The following is a 12562-nucleotide window of genomic DNA, read 5'->3' on the forward strand; positions in this document are numbered from 1 at the left end:
TCATCGGGATACTTCTTCGGTGCTGCCACGGATGACTCCCTTCAGCTCCATCAGAGCATGATCGAAAGCCTCCGAGCTACCGGGGGAACCTCAGGAGTGACGGCAGGCGCCCGGCCAGGCGCCCTCGCCGGCACGTCGCCGTGGCCGATGGGCCAGATCGCCTGGTCGGGGCGCTGCCTCGTCACAGTTGCCCTCCCTGCCTGTGTCGTGAGCGTCAGCCGATCTTGCGTCGACGGCCAGCAACGACCAGACCGACGCCGATGAGGACTGCCCCGGATCCGACCGCCGTGATGGTTGCGACGCGCGCCCCCGTTACGGGCAGCCCTGGTTCTTGATCGGCACTGCCAGTGGCAACGGCGGCGTCGGACGTCGGGGTGGACGTGTTCGAGACGCTGCTGGACGGCCGCGAGGGCTTGAGCGGGGGCGGGGCCGTCGGCGATTTGCTCGGTTCAGGGAGCGGTGGCGTGGAGGGCTCAGGGCCCGGAGGTGTGGTGGGTTCTGGATCCGGCCCCGGGCCGGTGGGATCGGGCTCCGGCGTCGCGGTGGGATCCGGCACGGGCGGGTTCGCGCCGGCGCTGGTCGCCTCCGCGGTCGCGGCCTTCGTCGCAGCCGCGTCCGGAGTGGGAGTGGCATCGGCGAGTGCGGGTGGGGCTGCGACCATCAGGCCGACAGCTGCGCTGGCCGCCGATATTGCCAGGGCGTTCCACGTTTTAATCGATCCAAAATGCACGAGTGATTTCCTCCCCGTTCGAAGTGTTGAACTCGGCCTTGACGGACGGCGCGACGCTCCGCCGTGCCGTGCGGGAGGAACCGTAGCTTCTTGCTGTTTCCGCTACCAGCGTGATGCGTGCTGGAGGATTGCATTCCGGTGGACATACTCCCAGTTCAGCCGTGCCTAGATGGTGCAGTGAGTGGACTGGTGAAAGCGACTAGTGGTGGCCGGAAACGTAGACACTCCGGTTGGGCGTGTGCTGAATTGATCGCGTTGTTGGCGCAGACCTCACAACGGGGGAGCGGGTCTGCGCCCGGAGCCCGCGACATCATCTGCGCGGGCTGCAAGCTCGCACCCCCGGATAGGTGCGTCAAATGACTTTGTCGCCTCTTCCCTTCGACTGTCAGTCGCGTAGTCGCCGGCGGGCGATTCCCTATGGCTTGACACTTCGCGTTGCGGCCGCAACGTGGGGCCTCGCCGCAGTGGCGCTGGCGGTGTCCGGCTGTACCGGCGGCGCTGAGTCTTCGCCTGCTTCCGACGCGACCTCCACCGCCATAGCGGGGGCCTCGGCGACGTCAGCCGTACCACCCTCGACCGCGACCCTCTATCGCCCGATTGACGCGCTATGCCCCAAGCTGGACCTCCGCGCCGTCGCCGACATCATCGGGCCGGTAGGGAGCCGCCAGGACACCTCCCGCACGAGCGGCAGCACCGCCAACCTGGCGTGCACCGCCACGGTGGGGCGCCTACCCAACGGTGTCGTGATGACGGTGCACGTCGACATCGTGGAGCCTGACTCGGCCCGCCTGATGTATGAGGGCATGCGGCAGGCGCAGCAGGGCAGCGGTCCGGTCAACGATCTGACCGGCGTCGGCGGCGCCGCCTACACCTACACGGACGAGTCGACCGGCTTCAACGTGGTCACCTACGATGCGAACCTCTACCTGACGATCGCGGCCGCACCGCTGCGCCTCGGGGCTGCGCTGCCCGGCGACCTGCCTGCCCGGCTGACGGCTGTAGCGACCTCAACCCTGGCCACCCTGCGCACCTGACCAGGCTGCCGCGGCGTGATCCGCCGGAACGCCGATACCGACAACGCCTCGCCTGCGCATCGGTCCGACCGTCCTTGGAGACTTCCTGTGCCAACGACACCTTTACCCGCTGTGTTACCAGGAGCGGGCGACACCGACTACGCCCGCTACATGCGCACCGACGACCTGCTGTCCCTGCAGAAGGGACCGGGGGAGTGGGTACACCCTGACGAACTGTTGTTCCAAGTCGTGCACCAGAGCAGCGAACTGTGGCTCAAGCTCACCCGCTCACATCTCGCCAGGGCGCTCGCGCACATGACCGCAGATCAACCGTCCGCGGCCGAACTCATCCTCCGTCGGGCCGCGGAAGCCTTGCGGCTGATCACCGAGCATCTGCGCGTCCTGCGGTCACTGCCACCGGCGCAGTTCGCCATCATCCGGACCGCCCTCGGCAACGGGTCAGGGTTCGAAAGCCCCGGGTGGCGGCTTCTCCGCGAAGCGACCACGGAGCTGGACATCGCGTTCGCCCGGCTGCTGTCCTCGCTGCGCCTTACTCCCGTCGACCTGTATCGGGGACAGCCGTCGGACCCGCTGTACCGGCTCGCCGAGGCGCTGGTGGAGCTGGACGAACGGATCGCGCTGTGGCGCACCGAGCACTACAGCGTCGCCACCCGCGTCATCGGTCAGGGCGTGCTCGGCACGCGCCGCACCCCGGTCGACAGCCTCACCAAGCTCATCGCCCACCGCCGGTTCCCGACGCTGTGGGAAGCCCGCAGCGAACTCACCGAAGCGTTCTCGCGCGTGGCCTGTCCCCGGCAGGTACAGCCGTGACCGCCGCGGCACTGGCCCGGCCCGCGCTGCTCCGGCAGCGGTTGGCCACGCCATCCGGCAGCGCCCACCTGGCCGCGTGCAGCATCGCACCCCGCACCCTCGACCTGGAACAAGCGGTCGCCCGGATGCTCAACGACCTCTCTCGGCCCGGCTTCTGGCAAGCATGCGAAGAGCAGGTCGCCCAGGCCCGCCAGCTGTTCGCACGACTCATCGGCGCCGACGCCGACCAGGTCGCGATCCTGCCCAACGCCAGCATCGCCGCGCACCAGGCGGCAGCCGGCCGCCGGTGGCGACGACGCCGGGAAATCCTCACCACCCCCGCCGAATTCCCGGGTATCGCACATACCTGGATGGCCCAACGCGGAGCTCGGGTGCGCTGGTGTGGCACACCGGACGGGGCGGTGCACACCGGCGACTACCTATCGGCGATCACACCCCGTACCGCGCTGGTGTCGGTGCCCGCCGTCACCTACCGCGACGCCACCCGCCTCGACGTCGCACGCATCGCCGATGCCGCGCACGACACCGGTGCTGCCGTATTCGTCGACGCCTACCAGGCCGCCGGCGTCATCCCCCTCGACGTCGACGCCCTGCGCTGCGACTACCTCGTCACCGGCACCGGCAAATATCTGCTCGGACTGCCCGGCCTGGCGTTCCTTTACGTCCGGCATCCGGGCGGTCCGCCGCCGGCGCTCACCGGCTGGCTCGGCCGCACCGACCCCCACGCCTTCCGCACCAACGTCCTGGACTCGCCACCGCACGCCCGGCGCTACGAGACCGGCACCCCCGCCGCAGCCGCCGTCTACGCCGCCGTCGCCGGCCTGTCCCTGATCGGTGACCTCGACCTGCGGCAGGTACGCCACCACACCCAGCGGCTGATCGCCATGGCCGCACAGCGGCTGGCCGCCCAGGGCGAACTCGTGCGCCTGGCCACCAACGTCGACGCGCAAGGCGCCCACCTGGCGCTCGTCGAGCCACACGCGGAGGCGATGGCCGTCTGGCTCGGGCACCACGGCGTCATCGCCGCGCCCCGTAGCAGTGTCCTGCGCCTGGCCATGCACGCCTACACCACGAACGAAGACATCGACGCCGTATGCGAGACGATCGCCGCGTACCGGTGCCGCAGCCGCACCCGCCCTGGAGCGGCCCGATGAATCCCGAGCCGCTGCACCGCTGGCTGGCCCACCGACGGCCCACCACACACCGCTTCCCCTACGACACTGTCGTCGACGCCTACCTCTACTTCGGCAAGCACTTCATCCCCGAGGCGTGGACCACGTCGCTGCGCTCGGCCCGTGAGCGCCTGCCCGAGGTGTCCGGGCCGCGCGCATACCTGGCCGACTTCCTGGCCGTCGCCCTCGACAAGGTCGACGGCAGGTACGACTACCGCACCTACCTCGCCCTGCCCCTCCTACCCATACCCGACCCTGACAGCAACGCCGAACCAGCAGACCAGCTGCTGGCCCGCCGCGACCACCTGCACACCTTGCTCCTGACCGACCTCATCTCCTTCGAGCTGCGCGCCCTCGACAGCACCGGGGCGCCGCTGCCCCAGATGCGTCCCGACGCGCTCGTGGTGAGGAAACGGGTGCGACACGCGGTGCGTGCCGCTGCTCCCGCACTGCGTCGACTCAGCTTCGCAATCCCTGCCGCCGACGATCCGATGACGCTGGCCCGCAGCCTGACCGCGCTGGCCGCAATCGATCGCACCGCAGCTGACCGGCTGATGCTGCGGACCACGATGCTGCCGGTCGAGCGTGTCCACGACGAGTACCTGTTTATCCGGGTCCTGCAAGCCTTTGAGTCCACCCTCGCACTGCTCGCCGTGGACCTCACCGCGGCCATCACCGCCGTGAACGAAGAACGTCTACCTGCGGCCGGCACGCGCCTATCCTTTGCGGCGTCGCTCCTGGGCGAGACCGCACCGCTGTGGTCGCTGCTGGCCACCATGCAACCGGAGGCGTTCCACGCCTTCCGCGTCTACACCGATGGGGCAAGCGCCATCCAGTCCCGCGCCTACAAGCTGGTCGAATCGCTGTGCCGCACACCCGACCCGCAGCGTCTCCATTCGGTGGCGTACGTGTCCGTGCCCGACGTGTACGCCCGCGTGAGCAACGGACAGCGCAGTCTCGACGACGCCCTGGACGCCATCCGTGCCGACCATCAGGCTCTCGCGCAAACGCCCATTCTGGCCGACGGGATGCGGCAGTTCGCCGCCGCCGTGCGCCAATGGCGGCGCACCCACTACCGCCTCGCCGTGCGAATGCTCGGCACCGAACGACCAGGCACCGGCGCCACGCCCGGAACCCCCTACCTCCTCCACGGCCGCGACCAGCACGTCTTCCGCAACCGCGACGCCCACGATCCTGAGGAGCGGTGACCGATGACTGCGCCATCGACCGTGCGCCGACGAGCGGACATGCCCCACGATCAGCTGCCAACCCAAGCCCACGCCTTCCTCCGCCAACGGCACACCGAGTTAGGAATGCCCGGCCTCGCGCGCCGCTGGCGAGAAGTGCGCGTCGAGATCCGCGCGAACGGGACGTGGCGGCCGACCTACGACGAGCTGGCCTACGCGGCGCGGGTGGCCTGGCGCAACTCCGGCCGCTGCATCGGCAGGCTGCGCTGGCCGAGCCTCATCGTTCGCGACCGCCGCCACATCACCAATCTGCAAGAGGTGCGGCGAGAACTGGCCGCTCACCTCGACGAGACCACCAACGGCGGACGGGTCCGCTCCGTTATCACCGTCCTCGCACCCGCCACACACACCGGCCCGCCACCGGCGCGCATCATCAGCCCGCAGTTGGCCCGCTACGCGGCCTGGCACAGCAGAGATGGCGTCCTCGGTGACCCCGCCAACCTGGCCTTGACCAGCCTGGCCACCGACCTCGGCTGGTCAGGACCCACTCGGCGAGGCCCGTTCGACCTCCTGCCCTGGATCGCCGCCACCGCCGACGGGGTGCTGCACATGCTGCCCACAGACCCAGCGCACATCCTCGAGGTGCCGATCCGCCACCCCGACTACCCGTGGATCGCTGATCTCGGACTGCGCTGGCCCGCGGTACCCGTCATCAGCAACATGGCGCTCCACTTCGGTGGCCTGCGGTTCCCCGCCCCGTTTAGCGGCACCTTCATGGCCTCCGAGATCGCCACCCGCAACCTCGCCGACGAACACCGCTACCACCAACTCCCCGCCATCATCGCCGGCCTGGGCCTCGACGACCGCGACCGCCTGCGCGCTGACAAAGCCCTGCTCACCCTGCACGAAGCCGTGCTGCACAGCTTTGAATCCGCTGGCGTGTCCATCACCGACCACCACCGCGAAAGCCGGGCCTTCGCCCGCTTCGTGCAGCACGAGGAAGCAGCCGGCCGCGTCGTGGTTGGTGACTGGAGCTGGCTCAACTCCTACCCGATGACGCCCCAGGACCCCTCCTGGAGCCGCTACTACAACACCGGCCAACCCACTCCGGCTCTTCTTCCGGACCCGTACTGCCTCGCCCTCACCGCCGGCCGTCGCAGGCCCGGCCATGAACCCTCACCGCGTCAGCGCGCCGACGTCCCCCCGGCCGCTGCCGCCACACCCAACCAAGCAAGGGAGGACACGTGTCCACACGCACACCCACCAAGGCACACCGGCGACTGACCCGCCTGGCCGCGACAGCTGTCACTCTGGCAGCCGTCACCGCCGGTCTCGTCGGCGTCTCCGGCGGGCCCGCCCAGGCCGCCGGCTGCCGCGCCGCGCCCTACAGCGCCAAGTTCGGCGCCGCCGACGCCTTCATGCAGTACAACGGCGTGGAGATCATCAGCTACCCCAAATATCCCAGCTACTACCGCACAACCAGCCAGTGCAAGGACATCCAGGTCCGCAACACCGGCAACGGCAAGGACTACGGCCCGTTCGACGCCTGCATCAACTTCTACGGGCGCGCCACCTGCAACTATTGGACGCACGTGCCCGTCGGCCAGTGGCGCAACCTCGCCACCAACGTCAAGGACGGCACCAAGTTCTACGTCTGGGTCCGCATCGACCTGGGCAAGTACTACGGATTCACTGCCGTCGGCGACTGGTAAGCCGAGCTTGGGGTCCGCGCTTGCGCGGGCCCCAAGCTCCCACCGCCAGTAGTCGCTCAAAGGAAGCGTGCTGCATCGATGCGATGAGACCTGAGAGCTCGATTCCCGAGCAGGTCACCTACATCCTAGGATGCTCAGGGGATGTGACCTCCTCGAATCAGCAATTTGGCAGCTGATGTCGCCGAGAACCAGATTCAGTGATCTAGGTGTGCGGGGAGTCAGGGCGATGATGCGTGCGAATGCGGCATCCGGAGGTGGCGAGGACGCGAGGCGGCCGCCCCCGCCACCATCTTTGCTGTCAGCTATCGGTCTCCATGCTCCTCAAAGACGTAGGCCCGCGAAAGGCTGCCATTGGCAATACTGCCTCACCGCCATGGATGCGCGAGGGCGGCTTGCGGATCGAACCCCGGTTCGCGCAATGGGGTGGAGCCCGGACGATTCGCTGAACGGCAAAGTGGGGGAGGGCTTCGTCATAATCCAGCGCGGCGAGGACGGGACCTGTCTGGTTACAGCACAGGGCCACCTCCGCGTACTCTCTCCTATCAGGCTTTCGGCCGAACTGTCCACAGGCGTACGACTCTTAGCAGTGGCGCGGAGGAAAGAAGGAGTGGTCATCCTTTACACCATGGATCTTGTGGAATCTGCGCTCGCGGCTTGCATTGACAGTGGCTCAGGTGGTGTTACATGACCGGGCCGTTGCCGAATGGATTAACCAACCAAGAGGTAGCCGCCCTGCGGTCGATTCTTGCGCGGATTCCCGATGAAGGGTTGCGTGGACCGTCGGCAATCGGCGAACCGCCGGGAATCCCGACCTTTCGTGACTACATCCAGCGCGTGTCGGTGGCCGTTGCTCCAGGCTCCCGCCGACTCTACGAAAGCTACTGGAAGCGAATCGAGCAGTGCTGGGGCGAGCGCAAACTGAACGACCCAACACCATCCGAAATCTCGGCGCTTGTAGAGCAGATCCGCGCGAGTGCAGTCGTCCGTAGCAACTCACGCGGCGGTCGCTCAGCGGCTGAGCACACGGTCTCTGCCCTTCGCTGCCTCTATGCATTCGCGGTTGCCGACGGCTTGATTGCCGAGGCAGAAGATCCAGCTCGACGAGTGGCAAAGCCCCGAAGGCTGCCGAGCAATCGACACGCTCTAGCGGAGCGTCAGCTTGCGCGGATAGTGGAACTCGCAGGGCGTACGGGAAATGATCCGCACCTAGACTCCCTCATCCTGCGACTTCACATCGAAACAGCCTGCCGGCGGGGTGGAGCACTGGGCCTGGACCGAGCGGACTTGGACCTCGATAATTGCTGCATCCGGCTCAGCGAGAAGGGCGGGACAGTTCGCTGGCAGCCCGTCTCCCCTTCTATGCTGCGTATGCTTGTCCGGCACTACGAAGAGCGTGGGAAGATCGGTGGCGGTACGCAACTGCTCAGATACCGGTCGGGCGCTCCATTGACGAGCCGTCGCTACGATCATCTCTGGCAGCGACTGGGGCGTCGCCTGCCTTGGATCCAAGCCCAGCAGGTTTCTACACACTGGCTGCGGCATACCACGTTGACCTGGGTTGAACGGAATTTTGGATACGCCATCGCTCGGGCGTATGCCGGCCATACCGGTCGTTCGGATGCCGGCGTGACAAGTACCTACGTGAAGGCAGATATTTACGACGTTGCTCGGGCGTTGTCTGCGCTGTCGGGCGAGCCGCATCCGCTCCTTTCCGAGGAGTAAGGTCCGGGTGCTTCGGTGAATCCAACTCATCTCGGTTGTGCACGGGCCCGGGCGCGTTGAGCCGTCAACTACGACTCACCGAGCCGTTCTGATGCCAACGGGTGGTGGTCGTGGGCGGGGTAAGCGCCCAGATCCTCGCCGAGGTGTCGCCGACACGACCTGGGGGCCCGACACCCGCCGCGGTCCATGCTCGATGACGTCGACGGGCCCGCGCCGGCGAGCACTTCCACCAGCCGGTTGGGCTACGCCGCCCGCGGGACCGTCGGTCTTCATCTTCAAGACGATGTCGGTTGCCCACGGCGAGTATCCTGGCCGGTGATCTCGCTACCGCTGGCGAGTACGGGATGAAGGCGGTGGGGCTGGTGGCTGACGGCACGCGATTGCTCTGGTCAACGACCGTCTGAACTCTGTGGAAGCTGGTGACCAGCACCATCGACGCCGTCGCTGGCAGTCCGGCGTAGCCCGCGAGTTGGCCCTCAGGATTCGATCGCTCCTCTCTAACGATCTCAAGGCCACACGGCGTCGCTACCGGTAGTCCCTGTGTACCTCGCCGCTGGCGACGCGTAGCCAGCCAACGGACAGGAGCCGTCGTGTCAAAGCGAGCTGGGAGCGGATTTCCGCAGCTGACGGGTCCGGCCCTGGAAGCCGTACGCCACCGAGGCAGTCACCTTCAGATCATCGCCTCCGCTGGTGCCGGCAAGACGGAAGTTGTGTCTCAACGCGTCGTCGACATCTTGGCCGAGGGTGTACCTCCAGAAGCGATCGTGGCGTTCACCTTCACGGCGCGGGCCGCCGAGGAGCTGAAGAACCGCATCGTTCAGCGGGTTGAGGAACGCCTGGGGAAGGTAGCTCTCGACCGCTTGAACGGTCTGTTCGTTGGCACGATCCACGCTTTCTGCTTCCGCCTACTGCAGCAGCGGGTGCCTCGATACGAGACGTACGACGTGCTCGATGACAACCAGCTCACCGCCTTTCTGTCGCGGGAGGCGAACCGACTCGAGCTGCGCCAGCTCGATCCCGGTAACCGGCTCTTCGCGTCGATCGCCGCGTTCCTCAAGGCGGTCGACGTGGTCGAGAATGAGCTGATCGACATTGATTCTCTGCCCGAGCCGGTCAAGTCTGTCCTCCACAACTACTACGAGACCCTCGACCGTTACCGGCTGCTGACCTACGGCCAGCAAGTCGTACGCGCCGTGCGGGAGCTGGAGCGCCCGGCGTTTGCAGCAGACATCCATGTGACCCTGCGCCACCTGATCGTCGACGAGTATCAGGACGTCAACCCGGCACAGGAGCGGCTCATCGAGCTGCTGACCGGCCCGCAGGTGGAGCTGTGCGTCGTCGGCGACGACCAGCAAGCCATCTACCAGTGGCGTGGCTCCGACGTCTCCAACATCGTGACGTTTCCGCATCGCTACCCCGACGTGGCAACCTTCGAGATCACCGTGAACCGGCGCAGTCGCCCCCAAATCATCGGCGTGGCCAACCGCTTCGCCGAGACGATCCCCGAGCGCCTCGACAAGCAGATGCTGGCCCACCGACCCTCCGCCGACAGCCCTCAGCCGGAGGTAGTGGTGTGGACGGCCGAGACGGAGACGGAGGAGGCCGGCTGGATTGTCAGCTACATCCTCGACCTGGTCGATGACGGTGTCGCGCTGAGAGATATAGCTGTGCTCGTCCGGAGCAGGGCCGCGTACCCGCGGCTGGTAGAGCAGTTCGCGACCTTCGGCATTCCGGTGCAACCCGGTGGCCGATCGGGGCTCTTCGATCAGCCGGAAGCGAGAGTTCTCGGCCGCACCTTCGTCTGGCTCGCCGATACCGAGTGGCGTGGCACCTTCGGCACGAGCCAGCCGGTCGCGGACGCGGACCTATTCGACGAGTACGAGCGGGTCTTCAACCTATCGAAGCTTGATCAGCGCCAGGTCGTTCGACTCCTTCGGGAGTGGAAGGCTGCAGTACCGCGTACCAACCGCACCGCGAACCTGGTCGGCGAGCTGTACGAGCTGTTCCTCGAGTTGCAGGTTCGATCCTGGGACCTAACCGACGAGATGACCATCAACCGCCTCGGCACCCTGGCACGCTTCACGTCCCTGCTCGCGGACTACGAGTCGGTCAGGCGCCGGGCCCGTCCGGACCCCGATGCGCCCACCGAGCAGCTCGGCGGTCAGGACCGCGGCATCTGGTACTACCGGAACCTTGCGCTGCACATCGTCAACTACGCGCAGGGCGCCTACGAAGGCTTCGACGGGGAGGCGGACTTCGCTCTGGACGCGGTCGACCTGACGACCGTGCATCGCGCGAAGGGCCTGGAATGGCCGGTGGTGTTCGTACCGTCGATGACTGCCAGTCGATTCCCCTCCAGCCGAACCGGTCAGCCCCAGCCATGGCTCGTCCCGCGGGATCGATTCGACGCTGCCCGCTACGAGGGATCGGATGCTGACGAGCGGCGCCTCTTCTACGTCGCGATGACCCGCGCTCGAGACTGGCTCTCGGTTTCGCGCCATGAGCGCGTGACGACGCGTCGGGTGGCGCGGAGCCCGTACCACCAAGAGATTGGGCAGGTCGAGGTGAAGCCGGAGAACGTTGCCTTCCCACCCATAGAGAGCAGCGGGCACGGCGGCGACGAGCCGATCTCGATGACGTACAGCCAGCTGGCCGCGTTCATGGACTGTGGTCAGGCGTTCCGGCTACGGGAGCTGATCGGCTTCCAGCCGCGTCTGGCTACGGAGCTCGGTTACGGCAAGGCCGTACACCACGTCATGCGCGCGGTCGCTGAGGCCACGAAGGCCAGCGGCCGGGTGCCGAACGTGACCCAGATCGACGAGATCCTGAATGCCAGCTTCTTCCTGCCCACCGCCAACAAAGCCGCACACCGCCAGCTCCGGGACGCCGCACGCCGGCTGGTCCTCGCGTACGCGACACAGCACGAAGCGGACCTGTACCGCGTCTGGGAGACGGAGCGCCCCTTCGAGCTACACCTCGACGGAATCACCGTCGCTGGCCGAGCCGATGTAATCCTCGACAAGGAAGGTGGCATAACCAACGCCCTCGCGATCGTCGACTACAAAACCTCTACCTCGGCCGGCGAAGCTGAGCACGCGCTGCAGCTGCAGGTCTACGCCGACGCTGCGCGACGAGAAGGCCTCGACGTGCGTGCAGCGTACGTGCATGACCTCAAGGCTTCCGCCCGCCTCCCAGTCCTGGTAAATGCAGGGGCGGTGCAGCGGGCAGAGGCAGCGGTGACCGAGGCCGCCGGGCGCGTCAGGGCGCGCGACTACAAGCCCAACCCCGGTCCCCGCTGCCGCCGCTGCGAGGTACGGACGATCTGCGGCTCCGCCCGATGAGCGCAACCGTCAGACGCTGAAGACCTTCATCACCTCGTCGCCGTAGTCGTTGATCACCTTCACCGCGATCTTGCCCGTGTCCGGCCGGGCGAACGGCCGTGACTCGGTGCCGTAGAGGCTGTCCCAGGCGTCCCGGTCGATGTCCGCCTTGAGCGCCACCTTCAACCGCTTGTACGGGTCCTGCCCGCCGGTGAAGTAGCAGTGCCGCACAAAGAACGACTCGCCGTTGTAGGCGGTGTCGATCATCCATAGCGCGATCTGATCGGTGTTGTTGCTGCGCAGCTCCCCGGTGTTGGGGTCGTAGACGTCGACACCGTGCAGCAGCACCCGTAGCTCGTCGTCCTCCCGCTTGATCTCGATGTCCGGCTCGCCGAAAACCGTGAACAGGTTGCCCGCTCCGGTCTTCTTCAGCTCCTCACCCATGACCAAGTCGGCGTTCATCCGCACCAGTAGAACAGGTACACGTCCAAGCCTCCGCTCTGCGGCGACGTTGGCGAAGCCTTCCTCAGAGGTCACGTAGTCGTCGTCTGCAGTGCCCAGCACGGCCGGGTCGAAAGCGAAGGCGAGGACACAGAGTAGGTCGACGTCCCGCGTGCGGTTCGCCTCTCGGGCAGCATCCTTGATGAAGGACGGCCCAACCGTTCCATACTGCGGGCCGACGGTGATGCCCACTCGCTTAGGCGTGCCATCGGATACGTCCTCACGGATCCCAACGGCCTGAATGTACGGCGATGCGTATTGCTCTAGTGAGTCGAAAGTTAGTACTCCAGCAGGAGATCCGTTCTGGCCTGCTGTGGCGGTGTGGTTTTGTCCGTGGGCATGGAGCAGCCACCGCTGAGTCTCGTGGTTGTGTG

9 protein-coding genes are annotated in these 12562 nt (G+C 66.8%); 8 read left to right on the forward strand and 1 reads right to left on the reverse strand.

What is annotated here, in order from left to right; all coding sequences use genetic code 11:
- The first annotated feature begins 1476 nt into the window (after positions 1-1476).
- The 8 genes from ACGFIG_RS30555 (at position 1477) to ACGFIG_RS30590 (ending at position 11708) form a co-directional block, all read left to right on the forward strand.
- The gene (locus ACGFIG_RS30555; protein ID WP_393008818.1) at positions 1477-1764 is read left to right on the forward strand and encodes a hypothetical protein; all 288 of its coding nucleotides are present in this window, start codon (positions 1477-1479) and stop codon (positions 1762-1764) included.
- An 87-nt stretch (positions 1765-1851) separates the two neighbouring features.
- The gene (locus ACGFIG_RS30560) at positions 1852-2574 is read left to right on the forward strand and encodes a tryptophan 2,3-dioxygenase family protein (protein ID WP_393008820.1); all 723 of its coding nucleotides are present in this window, start codon (positions 1852-1854) and stop codon (positions 2572-2574) included.
- Positions 2571-3728 (forward strand): aminotransferase class V-fold PLP-dependent enzyme, encoded by a 1158-nt coding sequence (locus tag ACGFIG_RS30565; protein ID WP_393008822.1) that lies wholly within the window; start codon positions 2571-2573, stop codon positions 3726-3728. The genes ACGFIG_RS30560 and ACGFIG_RS30565 overlap by 4 nt, the downstream gene beginning before the upstream one ends.
- Positions 3725-4954: a tryptophan 2,3-dioxygenase family protein gene (locus ACGFIG_RS30570; protein ID WP_393008824.1), complete on the forward strand. Its 1230-nt coding sequence runs from the start codon at positions 3725-3727 to the stop codon at positions 4952-4954. The genes ACGFIG_RS30565 and ACGFIG_RS30570 overlap by 4 nt, the downstream gene beginning before the upstream one ends.
- Before the next feature lie 39 nt (positions 4955-4993).
- On the forward strand, positions 4994-6217 hold the full coding sequence (locus ACGFIG_RS30575) for a nitric oxide synthase oxygenase (protein ID WP_393008826.1): 1224 nt from the start codon (positions 4994-4996) through the stop codon (positions 6215-6217).
- On the forward strand, positions 6178-6645 hold the full coding sequence (locus ACGFIG_RS30580) for a hypothetical protein (protein ID WP_393008828.1): 468 nt from the start codon (positions 6178-6180) through the stop codon (positions 6643-6645). The genes ACGFIG_RS30575 and ACGFIG_RS30580 overlap by 40 nt, the downstream gene beginning before the upstream one ends.
- A gap of 684 nt (positions 6646-7329) precedes the next feature.
- Positions 7330-8367, forward strand: coding sequence for a tyrosine-type recombinase/integrase (locus ACGFIG_RS30585; RefSeq protein WP_393008830.1), 1038 nt, complete (start codon positions 7330-7332; stop codon positions 8365-8367).
- Positions 8368-8957: 590 nt separating this feature from the next.
- Positions 8958-11708, forward strand: a complete 2751-nt coding sequence (locus ACGFIG_RS30590; RefSeq protein WP_393008832.1) for an ATP-dependent helicase — start codon at positions 8958-8960, stop codon at positions 11706-11708.
- Between the two features lie 9 nt (positions 11709-11717).
- On the opposite strand, the gene ACGFIG_RS30595 is transcribed toward ACGFIG_RS30590, so the two are convergent.
- Positions 11718-12149 carry a hypothetical protein gene (locus ACGFIG_RS30595; RefSeq protein ID WP_393008834.1) on the reverse strand — a complete coding sequence of 144 codons (432 nt, stop codon included), beginning with the start codon at positions 12147-12149 and terminating at the stop codon, positions 11718-11720.
- Between the last annotated feature and the right edge of the window lie 413 nt (positions 12150-12562).

This window comes from Micromonospora sp. NPDC049048 (assembly GCF_043197615.1).
GTDB lineage: Bacteria > Actinomycetota > Actinomycetes > Mycobacteriales > Micromonosporaceae > Micromonospora.

What these genes read in the sequence shown, in the direction of transcription:
- ACGFIG_RS30555 (WP_393008818.1), top strand. Translation starts at nt 1,477, where the DNA reads ATGACGGTGCACGTCGACATCGTGGAGCCTGACTCGGCCCGCCTGATG.
- ACGFIG_RS30570 (WP_393008824.1), top strand. Translation starts at nt 3,725, where the DNA reads ATGAATCCCGAGCCGCTGCACCGCTGGCTGGCCCACCGACGGCCCACC.
- ACGFIG_RS30575 (WP_393008826.1), top strand. Translation starts at nt 4,994, where the DNA reads ATGCCCCACGATCAGCTGCCAACCCAAGCCCACGCCTTCCTCCGCCAA.
- ACGFIG_RS30585 (WP_393008830.1), top strand. Translation starts at nt 7,330, where the DNA reads ATGACCGGGCCGTTGCCGAATGGATTAACCAACCAAGAGGTAGCCGCC.
- ACGFIG_RS30595 (WP_393008834.1), bottom strand. Translation starts at nt 12,149, where the DNA reads ATGAACGCCGACTTGGTCATGGGTGAGGAGCTGAAGAAGACCGGAGCG.